Origin of the sequence: Micromonospora sp. LOL_015 (genome assembly GCF_048060275.1) — a bacterium.
Taxonomy (GTDB): Bacteria; Actinomycetota; Actinomycetes; order Mycobacteriales; family Micromonosporaceae; genus Micromonospora_E.
Genome location: NZ_JBHMIO010000004.1, coordinates 225363 through 243740, shown reverse-complemented (window position 1 = coordinate 243740; position 18378 = coordinate 225363). Strand labels below are relative to the sequence as shown.

Genomic DNA, 18378 nt, shown 5'->3' with positions numbered 1-18378 from the left:
CCCGAGGTAGGCCAGTGCCAACCTCAGTCCGGTACCACCAGCCGGAAGCCGACCCCCCGCACGGTGCGCAGGTAGCGCGGCTTCGCTGCGGATTCGCCCATTTTGCGGCGAAGCCAGTAAAGATGCACGTCGATGGTCTGGTCCTCGCCGACCGACGGCTGCCGCCATACCTCCTCCAACAGCTCCCGGCGGGACACTACCCGACCTGGGCGGGCGGCCAGATAGGCCAGCAGGTCGAACTCCTTGCGGGTCAGCGCCAGGGCCTCGCCGTCCAGGGTGGCGCTGCGTTCGCCGACGTCAACCCGTAGCCCACCCACCTGATGCACGGCGGGCGGCACCGACCGGCTCGCCCGGCCGGCCCGGCGCAGCACCGTGGTGATCCGGGCGTCCAGATGCGCACCGGTGAACGGCTTGACCATGTAGTCGTCGGCCCCGGCCCGCAGCAGCCGGACAATTGCCTGCTCGTCGTCGCGGGCGGTGGCGATGATGATCGGCACGTCGGTGATGCCGCGCAGCATCCGCAACGCGTCCGACCCGTCCAGATCCGGCAGACCCAGGTCGAGAACCACCAGGTCGGGGGTTTCCGCAGCGACCCGGCGTAACGCGTCCAGGGCGGTGCCGACCGCATGGACCGCGTGCCCGCGGTCGGCAAGCGAGCGCAACATGGCGCCGCGCACAACGTGGTCGTCTTCGACCAGGAGCACCGTAGCCACCTCACGACCGTACTGCCCCTGGCAAGTCGGCGGTGACCGCGGTCACCGCGCACGGCGGCGCAGTCCGACGTACGTCACGGTCCCGTCGACGACGATCGCTGGGTCGGTCGCCGCCGACGATGGCTCAGGGCAGCCGCAACACCCAGCGGTACGCCTGCACCAGCCCGGTGTCGAAGCCGGCCGCCGACCCCCACAGGAAGATCCGGAACCGCCGGTACATCGGCTCCCCCCAGCGCTGCACCACCTCGTCCCGGGCCGCGTCCAGCCGCCGGGCCCATTCCCGGCAGGTCAGGTAGTAGTTGTGCCGGTCGTCGGCGATGCTGCACAGCTCGAACGGGGAGCGGGCCACGTGCCGCAGGTACTGGTGCAGCAGCAGCGGCGCCGACCGGCCCGGATAGATGTAGCGCTTCATGAACGCCGACGCGACGTGCTTGCGCCGCATCGCCAGCGCGTCGAGGTAGACCCGCCCGCCGGGCCTGAGCAGCTCCGCGTACTTGCGCAGGCTGCGGCGGTAGTCCGGCAGGTGCTCGGTCACCCCCATGTTGACGATCGCGTCGTAGCGACGCTCGTCGGTGAAGCCGAAGATGTGCTGCCGCACCACCCGTACGTCGAGCTGCTCCCGCTCGAACAGGTCGACGAGGTAGCGCTCCGACTCCCGCGACAGGGTCGTGGTGGTCACCTCGATGCCCTGCCGGGCCGCGTGTTCGGCGAACGCACCCCAGCCGCCGCCCACCTCCAGCACCCGGTCACCCGGCTTGACCCCGATCGCCTCCAGTGCCAGGTCCATCTTGCGGGTCATGGCGTCCTCGAGCGGCTCGTCGTCGGCGGCGAACACGCCCTCCGTGTAGCAGCGGTGCCGGTTGTCGAGGAAGGTCAGAAAGAACTCCGACTCCGAGTCGTAGTGTTGGGAAATCGCCCGCCGGTCGTCCTCCCGCCGGCCGCGCAGCAGCCCGGTGAACACGCCGGAGAACCGGGCGACCGGATGCAGATCAGTGAAGAACGCCCGCATCCGCAGCGCGGCGGACAGGTCACCCTCAACATCCAGCCAACCCTGCAGGTACGCCACGGCGACCGCGAACTGGTCCAACGCGGCCAGCGCCCGGGCGCCACGGGGGTGGCGTACGGCGATGGTGAACTGCGGATCGCCTGAGCCGAAGCGGTGCTCCATCCCGGCGACGTCCAGTACGGCGAACGGCACCGGCCGCCGGCTGGCGAAAAATGAGTCGTATCGGCGCCGCAGAGCGCCGACCATGTCGGTGGCAGCCACGGCGTCAATCTAACGCCGAAACCGGGTCGACGTCAGGCGTTGCAACAGGACCGACACCCGGTCACACCGACGGGGGGCGATAGCATCATGGCCGGCCGGGCCCGCCCCGGTCACCGGAGCGTCGTCGCCGACCCGTGCCGGACCACCGATTCACCGTACGCACCGATCCACCGACCGTGAGGAGCCCGTCGTGTCCGCAAGCGCAGCCAGTCCCCAGGCCGAACCCGTCGTGGTCCCGGTCGGGACCACGGCCGCGGACGCGATCGCCGCCGCCGGTCTGCCGGTGAACGGCCCGAAGGCGATCGTCGTGGTCCGCGACCCCGACGGCACCCTGCGTGACCTGGACTGGTCACCGGAGGCCGACACCGGCGTCGAGCCGGTCGCCCTGGGATCCCCGGACGGGCTCGCCGTGCTGCGCCACTCCACCGCGCACGTGCTCGCCCAGGCGGTGCAGGACTTGTTTCCGGAGGCCAAACTGGGTATCGGCCCGCCGATCACCAACGGCTTCTACTACGACTTCGACGTCGCCCGGCCATTCCAGCCCGAGGACCTCGACAAGCTGGAAAAGCGGATGCAGGAGATCATCAAGTCCGGGCAGCGGTTCCGGCGACGGCGGTTCGCCGACCTCGACGCGGCCCGGGCGGAACTCGCCGACGAGCCGTACAAACTGGAACTGGTCGACGTCAAGGGCACCGCCGACTTCGACGCCAGCGAGGTGATGGAGGTCGGCGGCGGCGAGCTGACCATCTACGACAACCTCGACCCGACCTCGGGCGAGACCTGCTGGTCGGACCTGTGCCGGGGCCCGCACCTGCCGTCCACCCGGCTGATCGGCGCGGTCAAGCTGATGCGCAGCGCGGCGGCGTACTGGCGGGGATCCGAGCGCAACCCGCAGCTGCAGCGGATCTACGGCACCGCCTGGCCGACCCGGGACGCGCTCAAGGCGTACCTGAAGCTGCTCGACGAGGCCGCCCGCCGCGATCACCGCAAGCTCGGCGCGGACCTCGACCTGTTCAGCTTCCCGGACGAGATCGGCTCCGGGCTGGCGGTGTTCCACCCCAAGGGCGGCATCATCCGTCGGGAAATGGAGGACTACTCGCGTCGCAGGCACGAGCAGGCCGGGTACGAGTTCGTCTACTCCCCGCACATCAGCAAGTCCCAGCTGTTCGAGACCTCGGGGCACCTGCCGTACTACTCCGACACCATGTTTCCGCCGGCGGAGATGGAAGGCGCGCAGTACTACCTCAAGGCGATGAACTGCCCGATGCACAACCTGATCTTCCGGTCGCGGGGACGGTCGTACCGGGAGCTGCCGCTGCGGCTGTTCGAGTTCGGCACCGTCTACCGGTACGAGAAGTCCGGCGTGGTGCACGGGCTGACCCGGGTGCGCGGGTTGACCATGGACGACTCGCACATCTACTGCACCCGGGAGCAGATGCCCGGTGAGCTGCGCTCGCTGCTCGCCTTCGTGCTCGACCTGCTGCGCGACTACGGACTCGACGACTTCTACCTGGAGCTGTCCACCCGCGACGACTCGGACAAGTTCATCGGCGACCCGGCCGAGTGGGCCGACGCCACCGAGACCCTGCGGCAGGCGGCGATCGACTCGGGGCTGGAGCTGGTGCCCGACCCGGGCGGCGCGGCCTTCTACGGCCCGAAGATCTCGGTGCAGGCCCGTGACGCGATCGGCCGGACCTGGCAGATGTCCACCATTCAGCTGGACTTCAACCAGCCGAAGCGGTTCGGCCTGGAGTACCAGGCCGCCGACGGCACCCGGCAGCAGCCGATGATGATCCACCGGGCGTTGTTCGGGTCGATCGAGCGGTTCTTCGGCATCCTCACCGAGCACTACGCCGGCGCGTTCCCGGCCTGGCTGGCGCCGGTGCAGGTGATCGGCATCCCGATCCGCACCGACCACGGCGACTACCTGGCCGAGTTCGTTGCCATGCTGCGGGCCGAGGGCATCCGGGCCGAGGTGGACTTCTCCGACGACCGGATGCAGAAGAAGATCCGCACCGCCCAGCAGCAGAAGGTGCCGTTCATGGCGATCGCCGGTGACGCCGACGTGTCGGCCGGGACCGTCTCCTTCCGCTACCGCGACGGTTCGCAGCGTAACGGGGTGCCATTGGTCGAAGCGGTGGCCCACGTCGTCGACGTGGTGCGGTCCCGGACCAACGTCAACCCGACCGCGACCGTGTCCGGCGGTCAGCCGGTGTCCGAGGGTCAACTGGGGCCCGCCGGGCAGTGAGCCGGGTCGCTGTCGGGTGGGTCCGGTCGGGCCGAGCCCGTACGATCACGGGGTGACTGGCACGACCGGACAACCCGGGCCGGATGGCCTGGAACGACTCTGGACACCGCACCGGATGGCGTACATCTCCGGTGCGGACCGGCCCGACGGCGGCTACGACTCGCCGACCGGCTGCCCGTTCTGCCTGGCCCCGGGCCGACCGGCCGAGCAGAGCCTGGTGGTGGCCCGGGGCGAGCGGGTCTTCGCCGTGCTCAACCTCTACCCGTACAACCCCGGTCACCTGCTGATCTGCCCCTACCGGCACGTCGCCGACTACCCGGAGCTGGACCGGGCCGAGACCACCGAGCTGGCCGAGTTCACCCAGACCGCGATGCGGGTGATCCGCGCCGTGAGCAGCGCGCACGGCTTCAACATCGGGATGAACCAGGGTGGGGTCGCCGGTGCCGGCATCGCCGCCCATCTGCACCAGCACGTGGTGCCCCGGTGGGGCGGGGACGCCAACTTTATGCCGGTGATCGGCCGTACCAAGGTGCTGCCGCAGCTGCTCGCCGACACCCGCGACCTGTTCAGCGGGGCGTGGCCGGCGACCTGACAGGGGCGTCCGGCGACCTGCTGGCACTGGCGACGATAGCCAGCGACGCGGCCCGAATCAGGGACTCGCACGACGCGGCCATGACGGGTCTGGCCCGGGACGTGTTGCTCAATCCCGAGCTGATGCTCGCCCTCCGCGAGCTCATGATCGAGCCGCAGATCCAGGCGATGCGTCGGATGCTGCAGCGACACGTCGACGCCGGGCGGATCGGCCCGGACAACCCGGTCCTCGATCTGGTGGACCAGATCCTTCTCGGTCCGTTGCTGGCCGGCCAGCTCTACCTCGGTCACCGGCCCGGCCTGGCCGCCCGAATCGTCGATGAGGTCCTTCTGCCGCTGCTGAGCGCGACGCGCGGCTGAGTAGGCTCCCGCGCCGTCTGGCCCAGGTCATCCGACGAGCTCGTTGCCTGTTCCGAGCGATCACGGTCCGTGATCGTTGATTCGCGCTGTCAAGATTGGGGAACCTCGATGTCAACAAACCGTATCCTGGTCACCGGTGGCACCGGCTTCGTCGCCTCGTACGTGATCCGAAGTGCCCTGGCCCGCAACTTCCAGGTCCGGACAACCGTACGCTCGCCGGCCCGGACCCCCGAGCTACGCCGCACCGTCGGCGACGACTCCATCGAGGTGGTGACCGCCGAAACGATCTGGTCGTGCCGGCCCGCGACGGCACGCTCAGAGTGTTGCGGGCCGCCCGCGACGCAGGAGTACATCGGGTGGTGATGACGTCGTCGTTTGGGGCGGTCGGCTATGGCCAGCAACCGCCGGACCGTCCCTTCACCGAACAGGACTGGACGGATCCCGACGCGCCGGGTATCGACCCGTACATCAAGTCCAAGACCATCCCTCCCTCGGTCGGCATCATCCAGGCGATGCTGTCCGGCCGGATGCCGCGCGTTCCCGACCTGTGGGTGTCCCCGGTCGATGTGCGGGACCTCGCAGACCTGCAGGGCCGCCATGCTGACGCCGGAAGCGCCGGGCACCGCTACCTCGCCGCCAGCGGCGACCTGCTGTCGTTGCGGGATATCGCCGCGATCCTGCGCCGCCGGCTCGGCGCGGACGCAGCGAAGGTCTCCATCCGGGCGATGCCATCGACACTGGCGCGGATTCTGGCCCCGTTCGTCCCGCAGCTGCGGGCAATGGTCGGCAACCTGGGGGTGCGTCGCCCGGTCTGCACCGACGCCGCCCGCGAGACCTTCGGCTGGACTCCGCGGCCGGCAGAGGACACTGTCGTCGACACCGGACGCAGCCTCGTCCACAGCAGCCGGACCGGAAGCTGAGGGTCAACTGGGCGATACGCGTTCGTAGCGGGCGAACGCCCGCTGGAACGTGCCGGCACCTCCGGTGATCGAGCGCAGCTGCACCGCGTACCGCAGCAGTTCGGTCGCCGGCACCTCGGCGCGGATCACCGTCCGGTCGCCGGAGTCGTCGTCGCTGGTGGTGCCGAGCACCCGGGCGCGTCGGCTGGCCAGGTCGCCGAGCACCGACCCGACCGCACCGTTCGGCACCCGCACCATGATCGCATCGACCGGTTCCAGCAGCGTCGGTCGGCCGGTGGTGGCCGCGTCCCGCAGGGCCAGCGCCCCGGCGGTCTGGAACGCCGCGTCCGACGAGTCGACCGGATGTGCCTTGCCGTCCACCAGGGTCACCCGCAGGTCGACCACCGGATGTCCGCTGACCACGCCCCGGTCCATCTGGGCCCGTACGCCTTTCTCCACCGACGGGATGTAGTTGTGCGGCACCGCCCCGCCGACCACCCGGTCGACGAACTCGAAGCCGCTGCCCTCCGGAAGCGGCTCCACCTCGATGTCGCACACCGCGTACTGTCCGTGCCCGCCGGACTGCTTCACGTGTCGTCCGTGCCCCCGGGCCGGCGCGGTGAACGTCTCCCGCAGCGGCACCCGCACCGGCTCGACGTCCACCTCGACGCCGCCGGAGCGCAGCCGGTCCAGCAGTACGTCGGCGTGCGCCTCGCCCATGCACCAGAGCACCAGTTGGCGGGTCTCGGCGTTGCGTTCCAGCCGCAGCGTCGGATCACCGGCGACCAGCCGGCCCAGGTTGCGGGCCATCGCGTCCTCATCCGACCGGGTACGGGCGACGACCGCCACCGGCAGCAGCGGTTCGGGCATCTCCCACGGCTCGACCAGCAGCGGATCCGTGGCCGCCGAGATGGTGTCACCGGTCTCCGCGCTGCCCGACTTGGTCAACGCGCAGATGTCCCCGGCGATGCAGACCTCGACCTCCCGCAGCTGGGCACCCAGCGGGCTGTAGATGTGCGCCACCCGTTCGTCGGCGTCGTGGTCGGGGCGGCCCCGCTGGCTGAGGCCGTGCCCGGCCACATGCACCGTACGGTCGGTGCGCAGCGTGCCGGAGAAGACCCGGACCAGCGATACCCGGCCGACGTGCCGGTCGACGGTGGTCCGGACCACCTCGGCGACCAGCGGGCCGGCCGGGTCGCAGCCCAGCGGCGGCCGGGGCGTGCCGTCCAGCCCGGTCACCGCCGGCAGAGTGTGCTCGGGCGGTGCCGGGAAAGCGGCGGTCAACAGCCACAGCAGCGCGTCGAGCCCGACCCCGGTGTGGGCGCAGACCGGCAGCACCGGATGGAAGTGGCTTCGGGCCACCGCCGTCTCCAGGTCGTCGACCAGCATCTTCGGGTCGAGCTGCTCGCCGGCGAGGTACCGGTCGAGCAGGGTCTCGTCCTCGCTCTCGGCGATGATCCCCTCAATCAGTTCGCCGCGTGCCTCGGCGATCGCCGGCAGGTGCTCCGGGTCCGGCTCCCGCACCTGCGGGGGATGGCCGGTCGAGTAGTCCAGCACCTGCCGGGCGAGCAGGTCCAGCAGCCCGGCGATGCCCACCCCGTCGTCGGCGAGCATCGGCAGGTGCAGCGGCAGTACGTTGTCGCCGAAGACCCGCTGACACAACGCGACGGTCTCGTCGACGTCGGCGCGCGGATGGTCGAGCCGGGTGAGCGCCACCGCCCGGGGCATGCCGACCGCCGCGCACTCCTCCCACAGCGCGGCGGTGGCCGCGTCCATCCCGTCCGCCGCGCAGACCACGAACAGCGCGGCATCGGCGGCGCGTAGCCCGGCCCGCAGCTCGCCGACGAAGTCCGCGTGCCCCGGGGTGTCCAACAGGTTGACCTTGATGTCGCGGTGGACCAGCGGCGCGCAGCTCAACGCGACGGAGCGTTGCTGGCGTACCGCGGCCGGGTCGTGGTCGCAGACCGTCGTGCCGTCCGGGACCTGCCCCGCCCGGCTGATCGTCCCGGTGGCGGCCAGCAACGCCTCGATCAACGTGGTCTTGCCGGCACCGGAGTGCCCGACCAGCACCACGTTGCGGATCCGTTCGGGATCGGTGACCACCGCAACGGACCCGCGGGGCCCCCTGTCGTGGTTCTTCTGCGCCATGACTGCGCACCTCCTGGCTGCCTGACTGGGTGGGGCGACCGTGCTGCGGACCAGGCCGGCTCCGGTCCGGACCGGAACGGCCGGGGACCGCAGAGGATGACCGCGGGGTGAATCCGCGGCGACATCTTCAGGCGGGCGGTACCTGCTCGGTAACGTGAACCGGGCCCGGGTGAGCTCGCTCACGTTCACGTGTCGATCCCACACCCGCGACGCGCCGTACACAAGTCCGGCGCGCGAGGTGACCGCCACCGGTTCACGTTCGTGGCCACCGTGCCGACCCTTTCCGTCGACCGTTATCGTGGGACCGCCATGGCGAAGATCTTCAGAGTGTCCGTCCGCGCGGGCATCACCCGGGTGATCGAGCCGGTAGCCCGCGGACTGCTCGGCGCAGGGATCTCGCCGAACGCGGTCACGGTCGCCGGCACCATAGGTGTGCTCGTCGGGGCGATCGGCTTCGGCGCCCGCGGCCACCTGATCACCGGTCTGGTGATCGTCACGCTGTCCGCCCTGACCGACGTGCTGGACGGCACGATGGCCCGGCTGCGCGGCGGATCGAGCACCTTCGGCGCGTTTCTCGACTCGAGCATGGACCGGATCGCCGACGGGGCGATCTTCGGCTCGGTAGCGTACTGGTTCGCGGTCAGCGGCAACCGGGCGGGTGCGGTCGCGGCGCTGATCTGCCTGGTCGCCGGCGGCATCGTGTCCTACGTGAAGGCGCGCGCCGAAGGGCTCGGGATGACCTGCAACGTCGGCGTCGCCGAACGGGCCGAGCGACTGATCCTGGTCGGCGTCGGTGGCCTGCTCAGCGGCCTCGGTGTCAGCTGGGGGCTGCCGGCCGCGCTCTGGTTGCTCGCCGCGCTGTCGCTGGTGACGATCTGGCAGCGGATCGCCCACGTGCACCAGCAAACCGCCGCTGCGGCGGGTCCCCGGCAGGCGGCGCAGGGCGTGGACGCGTGACCCCGGTCGAGCTGGGCTACGCGGCGGCCTGGCGGCTGATCCGGATGCTGCCCCGGCCGGCCGCCGCCGCCCTGTTTCGCGTCGGCGCCGACCGGGCTCATCGGCGCGGCGCGGCGTCGGTCCGCCGGCTCGCCGCCAACCTGCGCCGGGTGGTCGGCCCGGATCTGTCAGCGGCCGAGTTCGATCGGCTCACCCGGGACGCGGTGCGTTCGTACGCCCGGTACTGGATGGAGATGTTCCGACTGCCGTCGCTGAGCCGGCAGCAGCGGCTCGCCGGTTTCCACCTGGCCGGTGCGCAGATGCTCGCCGCCAACGTGGCCGCCGGGCGCGGCTCGGTGGTGGCGTTGCCGCACGCCGGCAACTGGGACGCGGCGGGCGCCTGGGTGGCGGCCAACGGCTGGCCGCTGACCACGGTCGCCGAACGGCTGCGACCCGAAGGCGTCTACAACCGGTTCGTCGCCGTCCGGCAACGACTCGGGATGGAGATCGTCCCGGCCTCTGGCGGTCCCCGGCCACCGTTCGACGTCCTGATTGACCGGCTCGCCGCCGGCCACGTCGTGCCGCTGCTGGCCGACCGTGACCTGTCCGCCCGGGGTGTCGAGGTCACCTTCTTCGGTGGCCGGACCCGGATGCCGGCCGGTCCGGCGCTGCTCGCGCTGCGTACCGGTGCCCCGCTCTACGTCACCACCATGTGGTTCGAACCGGACCGCGCACACGGCGCGTTGGACGGGCCGGTGCCGCTGCCCGACCCGTCGGCCGGTCCGCTGGACGTGCGGGTCCGCCTGCTGACCCAGCAGATCGCCGACCGGCTGGCGGTTGGCATCGCCCGCCACCCGCAGGACTGGCACATGATGCAGCGGCTGTGGCTGGACGAGCGGCCCGACCCCGACCCCGACCGGTCGGGCAGCTCGGCCACCGGGCCGGGTTGAGCGGGGGCCACCGTGCGGATCGGCATCGTGTGCCCGTACTCCTTCGACGTCCCCGGAGGGGTGCAGAACCACGTCGTCGACCTCGCTGAGGCGCTGATCGATCTCGGCCACGAGGTGAGCGTGCTGGCCCCAGCGGACGAGGACGCCGCGCTGCCGCCGTACGTGGTGGCCGCCGGCCGCTCGGTGCCGGTGCCGTACAACGGCTCGGTGGCCCGGGTGAGTTTCGGCCCGGTGGTCACCGCCCGGGTCCGGCGCTGGCTCAACCGCGGCCAGTTCGATGTGCTGCACGTGCACGAGCCGTTCGCGCTCAGCGTCAGCCTGCTCGCGGTGCTCTGCGCCCGGGGCCCGGTGGTGGCTACCTTTCACACCGCGATGACCAGGTCTCGGGCGTTGGCCGCCGCGCAGGGCATGCTGCAGCTGGTGCTGGAGAAGATCACCGCCCGGATCGCGGTGTCGGCGCTGGCCCGCAGGGTGCAGGTCGAACACCTCGACGGCGGCGCGGTGGAGATCCCCAACGGGGTGGCGGTGGCGAAGTACGCCGGTGCCGAGCCGCTGCCCGGCTGGCCGGGTGACTGCGGCCCGGGCACCGGCGGCACGCTCGGCTTCCTCGGCCGGTTCACCGAGCCGCGCAAGGGCTTCGGCCTGCTCCGTGAGGCGTTCGTCGCGCTGGCCCCGGACCGCCCCGGGCTGCGGCTGCTGGTCGCCGGACCGGGCCGGCCCGACGACCTGTACGCCGCCGTCCCGGCCGGGTTGCGCGACCGGGTGACCTTCCTCGGGCTGGTATCGGAGCCGGACAAGGCCCGGATGCTGCGCAGCGTGCACCTCTACGTCGCGCCCAACATCGGCGGTGAGTCGTTCGGCATGATCCTCACCGAGGCGATGGCCGCCGGCGCGGCGGTGGTGGCCAGCGACCTGGACGCGTTCCGCCGGGTACTCGACGACGGCCGGGCCGGGGAACTGTTCCCCACCGGTGACCCGGTGGCGCTGCGCGGCGCCGTCGCCCGGCTGCTGGACGACGCGCCGCGCCGGGAAGCGCTTGCCGGCCACGCCCGGCAGGTGGTGGCGACCTTCGACTGGCCCGCGGTGGCCCGCCAGGTGCTGGAGGTGTACGCCGCCGCGATCGAAGCCACCGACGGGCGGGTGCTCTACCAGGAGTGGGCGGAGCCACCATGATCGGGTCCACGGGGCCTACGCCGGCGGCACTACGATGCCGGGAATGCGGTGGGTGGTCGGTGTGAGCGTCGCGGTCGTCCTGTTTTCGGCGTACCTCACCTGGACCGCGGCCCGGGTGGACCGGCTGCATGTCCGGGTGGCGGCGGCCGCCCGGGCGCTCGACGCGCACCTGCTGCGCCGGGCGGCGGCCGCCGCGGTGCTCGCCGAGGAGCAGTACGCGGTGGAGCTGTACGCGGCGGCCCGGATCGCGTTGGACGCCGCGTCGCCGGAGGAGCGTGAGGCCGCCGAGAACGACCTCACCCGGCAGTTGCGGGCGACGGCGCTGACCAGCCCGGATCCGGCGACCGAGGCGGTGGTGGTGGCCAGCCGCAGGCTGGTGCTGGCCCGTCAACTGCACACCGACCTGGTCCGCGACGCGTTGCTGGCCCGCCGGCGGCCGCTGGTGCGGCTGCTGCGCTTCGGCCGCCGGCACGACGAACCCCGCTACTTCGACATCGACGATCCGACGCTGGCGCGGGTGGTGGATCCGACCCGCCAGTGAGCCGGGCCGACCCGCCAGTGACCTGGGCCACAGGGCAGGCCACCGGGTTGTCGATTGGCTGTCGGTGGACCCTGCCGGCGGGCGTAGCATCCCAAGACGTACCCCTGTCGCGTACTTCGCCGAGGAGCCGATCCGCCGTGTCCGAGACCCCCGCTGCTCAGGCCGCCACCCCGGGTGCCGTCGCGCCAACCTCCGTCACCGGTACCGCCCGGGTCAAGCGCGGCATGGCCGAGATGCTCAAGGGCGGCGTGATCATGGACGTGGTCACGCCCGAGCAGGCCAAGATCGCCGAGGACGCCGGCGCGGTCGCGGTGATGGCCCTGGAACGGGTGCCCGCCGACATTCGCGCCCAGGGTGGCGTGTCCCGGATGAGCGACCCAGACATGATCGACGGCATCATCGAGGCGGTCTCCATCCCGGTGATGGCCAAGGCCCGGATCGGGCACTTCGTCGAGGCCCAGGTGCTGCAGGCGCTCGGTGTGGACTACGTCGACGAGTCCGAGGTCCTCACCCCGGCCGACTTCGCCAATCACATCGACAAGTGGGCGTTCACCGTGCCGTTCGTCTGCGGGGCCACCAACCTCGGTGAGGCGCTGCGCCGGATCACCGAGGGCGCCGCGATGATCCGCTCCAAGGGTGAGGCCGGCACCGGCGACGTCTCCAACGCCACCACCCACATGCGGCGCATCGGCGCCGAGATCCGTCGGCTGACCTCCCTGTCGCCCGACGAGCTCTACGTCGCGGCGAAGGAGCTGCAGGCCCCGTACGACCTGGTCCGGGAGGTCGCCGAGACCGGGAAGCTGCCGGTGGTGCTGTTCACCGCCGGCGGCATCGCCACCCCGGCGGACGCGGCGATGATGATGCAGCTCGGCGCCGAGGGGGTCTTCGTCGGCTCCGGCATCTTCAAGGCCGGCAACCCGGCCCAGCGGGCGGCGGCGATCGTCAAGGCCACCACCTTCCACGACGACCCGGACGTGCTCGCCAAGGTCTCCCGTGGGCTCGGCGAGGCGATGGTCGGCATCAACGTCGACGACATCCCGGTGCCGCACCGCCTCGCCGAGCGCGGCTGGTGACCGGCGCGGCCCAGCCGGCTCCCGACGCGCGGGTGCGGGTCGGCGTGCTGGCGCTGCAGGGCGACGTCCGCGAGCACCTGCGGGCGCTGACCGAATGCGGTGCCACCGCCCGGCCGGTCCGTCGCCCCGAGGAGCTGGAGCAGGTCGACGCGCTCGTGGTGCCCGGCGGCGAGTCGACCACGATCAGCAAACTGGCGGTCGAGTTCGACCTGCTGGAGCCGATCCGCAAGCGGATCGCCGCCGGGATGCCGGTGTACGGGTCCTGCGCCGGCATGATCATGCTGGCCGACGAGATCCTCGACGGCCGGGCTGACCAGCGGTCCTTCGCTGGCATCTCGATGGCGGTCCGGCGCAACGCGTTCGGCCGGCAGGTGGATTCCTTCGAGGCTCCGGTGGCCATCGACGGTGTCGACGGCCCGCCGTTCCACGCGGTTTTCATCCGCGCGCCCTGGGTCGAACGGGTCGGCGACGACGTCGAGGTGCTGGGCCGGGTAGCCGCTGGTGCGGCCACAGGTAGGATTGTCGCGGTTCGGCAGGGCAATCTGCTCGCCACGGCCTTCCACCCAGAGCTGACCGGCGACCGTCGGGTGCACCGACTGTTCGTGGAGATGGCCGTCGCGGCAGGCTGACCCCGCAGGTGGGAAGCGACGGAGGTGCACATGTCCGGCCACTCCAAGTGGGCGACGACCAAGCACAAGAAGGCGGTCATCGACGCCAAACGCGGCAAGATGTTCGCCAAACTGATCAAGAACGTCGAGGTCGCCGCCCGGACCGGCGGGGGTGACCCGGCCGGCAACCCCACCCTGTACGACGCCATCCAGAAGGCGAAGAAGAGCTCCGTACCCAACGACAACATCGACCGCGCGGTCAAGCGCGGCTCCGGCCTGGAGGCCGGCGGCGCCGACTGGCAGACGATCATGTACGAGGGGTACGGGCCGAACGGTGTCGCCCTGCTCGTCGAGTGCCTGACCGACAACCGCAACCGGGCGGCGACCGAGGTGCGTACCGCGTTGACCCGCAACGGCGGGTCGCTGGCCGACGCCGGCTCGGTCTCCTACCTGTTCTCCCGCAAGGGCGTGGTGATCGTCCCCAAGGGCGAGCACTCCGAGGAGGACGTCATGCTCGCGGTTCTCGACGCCGGTGCCGAGGAGGTCAACGACCTCGGCGAGGCCTTCGAGGTGGTCAGCGAGCCGGGCGACCTGGTCGCCGTACGCACCGCGCTGGTCGACGCCGGTATCGACTACGAGTCTGCCGAGTCCTCCCTGGTGCCGAGCATGAACGTGCCGCTGGACGAGGACGGCGCCCGGCGGATCTTCAAGCTGATCGACGTCCTGGAGGACTGCGACGACGTGCAGAACGTCTACGCGAACTTCGACGTATCCGACGAGATCATGGCCGCCGTCGGCTGACCTTCTCGTCGCCTGGGATATACGCTCGGCTGCCATATATTATTAGCCGGGAGGTGTATCTCATGGCCAAGACTCTGCTAGATCTTGATGAGGACCTGCTGGCGGAAGCCACCGCAGCGCTGGGCACAGGCACGAAGCGGGAGACGGTGACAGAGGCGCTCCGGCAGGCGGTGGAGTCCAGCCGCGAGCGTCGGCGGCGGGCACTAACTGACCTTCAGGAGATTGCTGACTCCGGGGGTTTTCACTTCGATCAGCTTGACGAACTCGACCAGTGAAGTATCTGGTCGATACGAGTGCCCTGGTTCGGATGCTGCGCCGCCAGGTCGACCCGCACTGGAACGACCTGGCTGCGCGTAGCCTGATCGCGGTCTGCGATCCGGTGCTCGTGGAAGTGCTTACCATCGCGGATGCGAAGGCGTACGAACAGGCCGAACGCGGGCTACGCGACCTCTACCCCTGGGTCCCGATCCCGGACGACGCCTGGCAGATCGTACGGGCCGTGCGGACTGAACTCGCCAGCCACAGCGCCCATCAAGGGGTGTCGGTGGCCGATCATCTTGTGATCGCCACCGCGATTCGTCTGAAGTTGACGGTGCTTCACCACGATGCGGACTTCGAGACTGTGGCCCGCTTCGTGCCGCAGTTGGCTCAGGAACGGGTCGCCTGACCGCTGTGGCAACGCTAGTTGTGATCAGGGTCCCTTCGGGTCTCCGACGAGACCAAGAGGGGGCTGACCTGCGACACCTTCCCGGCACAGGGTGTCCCGGAGTGATTGCCGCCGTTGAGACGTGTGGAGATGCCATCCTCGCCGATCAGCGTTGGCACGTATCCGCAGGTAGCACCCGGTGGGAACGGTGACCTGTGGCTCCAGGGATACACAAGCCAGCTCGTGTGCAGCAATTCATGCAACCCGCAGAATGGGGGATGCATATAAGAACTTGTTGGTGCCGAGGGGGATGTTGTGTCGGTTTACCCTTGATTTTTGAGTCGTCGACGGCTCCAATAGATGGCGACTGTGCGACGGGAGTCGCGGTGCATCGCGCTCGCCGAAAGCGAACGGCGCTCGGATGTGACCCGAGCGCCGTTCAGACTCCCGTTGGTCGGTCAAGGTCCGTTTCATTGATCGAATACAGGGAGTCATGTAGTGACTTTATCGCAGGAGTTTAACGATGACAAAAGTTTTTGATCCTCGGGGCCGTCACCGGACGATCATCGACTATCTCAAGACGCTGCCCGGGGTGCTCACCGGAGTAGCTGCGCTGATCGGGGCGACAACCGGGCTGGTGGTGGCGTTGCTCCGCTGAGAGACGCCGGGAAAGACGGAGCCCTGATCCCGCCTCACGGTAAGGATCAGGGCTCCGGGCCGGCCTGCGGCCTTCGAGTGCAGGCTCAGCCGCGCACCTTCGTCACGAACGCCGACCAAGCGGCCGGGTGGAAGGTCAGGGTGCCGCCGTCACGGTCCTTGGTGTCCCGGACGTGGACGCGGCCGGGAAGCTTGTCGGCGACCTCGACGCATTCGTCGGTGCCGGTGCTGCGGGTGCTCGTCCGCCAGCGCGGCTCACTTGTGCTCGTGAAGCATCCTCAGGATCACGTCTCGGGTCTGGACCACGGGTAGGGCCAGCGCGTCAATCTCCTCCCAGGCTAGTTCCAGGTGCCTGAGGTCGCCACGCGCGGCCGCCACGTGGCCGCTCAGCTGATCGTCCATGTAGGCCGACCGGCGGCCGTCCGGCATGCTGGCGATGACGAACGCCTTGGACAGCCCGACGTGTATTCCCTCCGACTCGGCGGGGATCATCCGGATCCGCACGTGTGGTCGGTGACCTACCTCCACGAGGTGACCGAGCTGCTCCTTCAGGACGTCACGCGGCCCAGGCCGCAGGGTCACCTCGCCGATGATCGCGGAGAGCGCGACCGGGTCGTCCCGGTCGATCGTGGCCGCCTGGCGCTCGCGCCGCTTGGCGACCAGTCCGTCGACCTTCCCGGCGTTCGCCGGCACGGCGGAGAAGACCTCGCGCATGTACGACTCGCACTGCAACAGCCCCGGCACCAACATCGGCCCCCACGAGCGCAGTAGGGCCGCACGCCGCTCCAGGTCGAACCATGACCGTAGCCACGGCTGCCGGTCCTCCCGTTCCTCCTTGGCCGCTCGTTGGATCTCATCGCCGGTGCCGAAGAACTCGTCCATGCGCCCCGCTGTGCCCTCCTGCGGCACCAGCTTTCCCGACTCGAAGGACTGCACCAGGGACTTCGACACGCCGTCGCCGCCGCGAGCCGGTCCTGAGCCATCTTGCGGCTGGTCCGCAGCTCGCGCAGACGAGCTGGAAGGGAAGGTAGATCATTCACGATTATCACCCCGAATGGTCGGTCGACAGGTGTGCCATCGTCGCGTAGTGGCCGAAACCATCTTCCGCTTACTGCCGGGAACAGTCCAGGGTGGAAATCGACGGAAGTGCAACCCGGTTGACTCCACCCGAGGGGGTACGGATTATCAGGAACGACGGATTCGGTGGTGAACCACGCCTCGCGCGATATCGATCTTTCCAACACGACCCGAACGACACGTCGAGCGCGGAGCGCGCGGATGCTTGCCCGCCTGCTCCGCCCAGGTCTGCAGAGTCCTCGGTGGCCGCCCGGTCCCCGGAGCTGTCCCGGGCGGTCCACGACGCGAACTCGACCGCCCGCACCCACATCCCGAACCGGACCACCGGAGAATGCCACCGGTGCGGCGGCGTACCCGGACCCTGCCGGCCGTTCCTGCGGGCGATCGCCATCCTGGACCGCTGGGACCCCAGTAGTGCCCGGCGGATCCGCGCCGTACTGCATCTTTCCGGGTTGATGCCCGCCGGCTACCCGCACGACGGCCGTGACGAGTCCGCCGAGTCGTACGGAGCGTCGGAGGATGCCTGACGACGAAGCTCTGGTGTGCCCGGGGGATCTCGTGGCGCTGCGGCAGTGTGACCACGTCGCGGCCGACCGGCCGGTGCGACTCCGGGTGATCGAGGTCTGGCCGACGCCGGCGCTCTGCTCGTGGGTGATGATCACCGGCCACGAGATCAACGGCGACGACCCTGACCGCGACGGCATGGCGGTCACGGTCCGGCCGTACCGGGACGCGCTCACCCGGCCGGGCACGGCCATCCGGAGCGACCGGCCATCGGTCGACCCACAGTAGGCCTCGGGTCAGGCTAGGGGGACCTGGTGGTGCTGCCAGGGAGGGCCGCCAGCAGGTCCCCCGTCCATCCCTCGGCGCCCCGGCCAGGCCGCGAGGGTCGCCGCTCACCTCGCAAGGACGTGACGCCCAGGTTTGACAACCACCTCTAGCGTCACGGGAGCGCCGAAGATCACCTGAACCGGCGGTCTTTCCGCTGGCGTGATGCGGGTGCGCAGACCCAGTCGAAACGTAGCCGCGAATGAGGACACGATGGCCAACAGGAAACTCGCTGCCGCAGTTGCCCAGATCGCCGTGCTCGGCGTTCTCGGGCTCCTCGCCACAGGCTGTTCATCGACGGAGGGGACGCCGTCGTCGAGCGTCGACGAGACAGCGGCGCCGTCGCAGGCCGACGAACCGGCCGACGGCGCCGATGCCGGCGGTGACACCAGCACCGCGGCGGAGCCACTCCCGTACACCGAGGAACTCAACGGGCGCAGGCTCACCGTCGAATCGTTCGGCACCTCCGCCGCAGGCTCCCCACTGTGGGAGGTCGGCGAGGGCAACGAAGTGCTGTACCTCCAGGTGAAGATCGAGAACGTCGACGCCGAACCCTGGGAGTCGAACGTCGTGCAGTTCTTCCTCCTCGACGAGTCGGACGAAACCTACGCACCGTCCTTCTACGACGCCGAGGTCGGGGAAGCCCCGGAGGCGGTCACCCTCGCCCCCGGTGACTCGGTCGAGGGGTACGTCCCGTTCGAGGTCCCGGCCGGCACCACCGGCCTGCGTCTGGAGTACGCGGTCGATCTGAGCCAGGACGCGGTCATCGTCGTGCAGCTGAACTGACGTACCGGCCGGCTGGCTCCGGTACGCGTGTCGGCTGTCCCGGCCCGCTGCCGGTTGGCTAGGGTGTCGAACACAC

Annotated in this window: 22 protein-coding genes and 1 pseudogene; 18 read left to right on the top strand and 5 right to left on the bottom strand. The window is 70.3% G+C overall.

All coding sequences use genetic code 11. The annotated features are described in order from the left end of the window. Positions 1-23: 23 nt before the first annotated feature. Together ACFHWU_RS06575 and ACFHWU_RS06570 are read right to left on the bottom strand one after the other, a co-directional pair. A complete protein-coding gene (locus ACFHWU_RS06575; protein ID WP_123601096.1) occupies positions 24-713 on the bottom strand; it encodes a response regulator transcription factor in 690 nt (229 codons plus the stop codon). Positions 714-837: 124 nt separating this feature from the next. Beyond that, positions 838-1980, bottom strand: a complete 1143-nt coding sequence (locus ACFHWU_RS06570) for a class I SAM-dependent methyltransferase (RefSeq protein WP_416557122.1) — start codon at positions 1978-1980, stop codon at positions 838-840. A 190-nt stretch (positions 1981-2170) separates the two neighbouring features. Between ACFHWU_RS06570 and thrS the strand changes: the two genes are divergently transcribed. From thrS to ACFHWU_RS06545, 5 genes are all read left to right on the top strand, one after another. Further along, positions 2171-4228, top strand: a complete 2058-nt coding sequence (thrS, locus tag ACFHWU_RS06565) for a threonine--tRNA ligase (RefSeq protein WP_416590075.1) — start codon at positions 2171-2173, stop codon at positions 4226-4228. Between the two features lie 115 nt (positions 4229-4343). Then, positions 4344-4820 (top strand): HIT family protein, encoded by a 477-nt coding sequence (locus ACFHWU_RS06560; protein WP_416590096.1) that lies wholly within the window; start codon positions 4344-4346, stop codon positions 4818-4820. Next, on the top strand, positions 4805-5179 hold the full coding sequence (locus ACFHWU_RS06555) for a TetR-like C-terminal domain-containing protein (protein ID WP_416590074.1): 375 nt from the start codon (positions 4805-4807) through the stop codon (positions 5177-5179). The genes ACFHWU_RS06560 and ACFHWU_RS06555 overlap by 16 nt, the downstream gene beginning before the upstream one ends. Before the next feature lie 108 nt (positions 5180-5287). Next, positions 5288-5542 carry an NmrA family NAD(P)-binding protein gene (locus ACFHWU_RS06550; RefSeq protein ID WP_416557125.1) on the top strand — a complete coding sequence of 85 codons (255 nt, stop codon included), beginning with the start codon at positions 5288-5290 and terminating at the stop codon, positions 5540-5542. After that, positions 5542-6099, top strand: a complete 558-nt coding sequence (locus ACFHWU_RS06545) for a hypothetical protein (protein ID WP_416590073.1) — start codon at positions 5542-5544, stop codon at positions 6097-6099. Before ACFHWU_RS06550 ends, ACFHWU_RS06545 begins: the two co-directional genes overlap by 1 nt. 3 nt (positions 6100-6102) lie before the next feature. Here the strand turns inward: ACFHWU_RS06545 and ACFHWU_RS06540 are convergent, their stop codons facing one another. Continuing rightward, a complete protein-coding gene (locus tag ACFHWU_RS06540) occupies positions 6103-8226 on the bottom strand; it encodes an elongation factor G-like protein EF-G2 (protein ID WP_416590072.1) in 2124 nt (707 codons plus the stop codon). Between the two features lie 309 nt (positions 8227-8535). Between ACFHWU_RS06540 and pgsA the strand changes: the two genes are divergently transcribed. From pgsA to ACFHWU_RS06490, 10 genes are all read left to right on the top strand, one after another. Further along, positions 8536-9183, top strand: a complete 648-nt coding sequence (gene pgsA / locus ACFHWU_RS06535; RefSeq protein ID WP_416557128.1) for a phosphatidylinositol phosphate synthase — start codon at positions 8536-8538, stop codon at positions 9181-9183. A gap of 44 nt (positions 9184-9227) precedes the next feature. Next, positions 9228-10112 (top strand): phosphatidylinositol mannoside acyltransferase, encoded by an 885-nt coding sequence (locus tag ACFHWU_RS06530; protein WP_416569178.1) that lies wholly within the window; start codon positions 9228-9230, stop codon positions 10110-10112. A 12-nt stretch (positions 10113-10124) separates the two neighbouring features. Further along, positions 10125-11285, top strand: a complete 1161-nt coding sequence (locus ACFHWU_RS06525; protein WP_416557129.1) for a glycosyltransferase family 4 protein — start codon at positions 10125-10127, stop codon at positions 11283-11285. A 34-nt stretch (positions 11286-11319) separates the two neighbouring features. After that, complete coding sequence (locus ACFHWU_RS06520) at positions 11320-11826, top strand: hypothetical protein (RefSeq protein WP_416557130.1); 507 nt, start codon at positions 11320-11322, stop codon at positions 11824-11826. 137 nt (positions 11827-11963) lie between these two features. Continuing rightward, on the top strand, positions 11964-12899 hold the full coding sequence (pdxS, locus tag ACFHWU_RS06515; RefSeq protein WP_416557131.1) for a pyridoxal 5'-phosphate synthase lyase subunit PdxS: 936 nt from the start codon (positions 11964-11966) through the stop codon (positions 12897-12899). 32 nt (positions 12900-12931) lie between these two features. Next, positions 12932-13528 carry a pyridoxal 5'-phosphate synthase glutaminase subunit PdxT gene (gene pdxT / locus ACFHWU_RS06510; RefSeq protein ID WP_416557140.1) on the top strand — a complete coding sequence of 199 codons (597 nt, stop codon included), beginning with the start codon at positions 12932-12934 and terminating at the stop codon, positions 13526-13528. Between the two features lie 30 nt (positions 13529-13558). After that, the gene (locus tag ACFHWU_RS06505) at positions 13559-14308 is read left to right on the top strand and encodes a YebC/PmpR family DNA-binding transcriptional regulator (protein WP_416569173.1); all 750 of its coding nucleotides are present in this window, start codon (positions 13559-13561) and stop codon (positions 14306-14308) included. A gap of 62 nt (positions 14309-14370) precedes the next feature. Further along, complete coding sequence (locus ACFHWU_RS06500; RefSeq protein ID WP_278168596.1) at positions 14371-14583, top strand: type II toxin-antitoxin system VapB family antitoxin; 213 nt, start codon at positions 14371-14373, stop codon at positions 14581-14583. Further along, on the top strand, positions 14580-14975 hold the full coding sequence (locus ACFHWU_RS06495) for a PIN domain-containing protein (protein WP_416590071.1): 396 nt from the start codon (positions 14580-14582) through the stop codon (positions 14973-14975). Before ACFHWU_RS06500 ends, ACFHWU_RS06495 begins: the two co-directional genes overlap by 4 nt. Before the next feature lie 502 nt (positions 14976-15477). Beyond that, on the top strand, positions 15478-15612 hold the full coding sequence (locus ACFHWU_RS06490) for a hypothetical protein (RefSeq protein ID WP_416590070.1): 135 nt from the start codon (positions 15478-15480) through the stop codon (positions 15610-15612). Between the two features lie 85 nt (positions 15613-15697). On the opposite strand, the pseudogene ACFHWU_RS06485 reads toward ACFHWU_RS06490, so the two are convergent. Continuing rightward, positions 15698-15862 (bottom strand): annotated as a pseudogene (locus ACFHWU_RS06485) (DUF397 domain-containing protein); the annotation flags it as partial. 4 nt (positions 15863-15866) lie between these two features. Continuing rightward, positions 15867-16562, bottom strand: coding sequence for a DUF5753 domain-containing protein (locus tag ACFHWU_RS06480; protein WP_416590069.1), 696 nt, complete (start codon positions 16560-16562; stop codon positions 15867-15869). Between the two features lie 368 nt (positions 16563-16930). Between ACFHWU_RS06480 and ACFHWU_RS06475 the strand changes: the two genes are divergently transcribed. From ACFHWU_RS06475 to ACFHWU_RS06465, 3 genes are all read left to right on the top strand, one after another. Further along, complete coding sequence (locus ACFHWU_RS06475; RefSeq protein WP_416569176.1) at positions 16931-17215, top strand: hypothetical protein; 285 nt, start codon at positions 16931-16933, stop codon at positions 17213-17215. Beyond that, positions 17208-17480, top strand: a complete 273-nt coding sequence (locus tag ACFHWU_RS06470) for a hypothetical protein (RefSeq protein ID WP_416569177.1) — start codon at positions 17208-17210, stop codon at positions 17478-17480. Before ACFHWU_RS06475 ends, ACFHWU_RS06470 begins: the two co-directional genes overlap by 8 nt. 249 nt (positions 17481-17729) lie before the next feature. Continuing rightward, the gene (locus ACFHWU_RS06465) at positions 17730-18302 is read left to right on the top strand and encodes a DUF4352 domain-containing protein (RefSeq protein ID WP_416556797.1); all 573 of its coding nucleotides are present in this window, start codon (positions 17730-17732) and stop codon (positions 18300-18302) included. Positions 18303-18378: the final 76 nt, after the last annotated feature.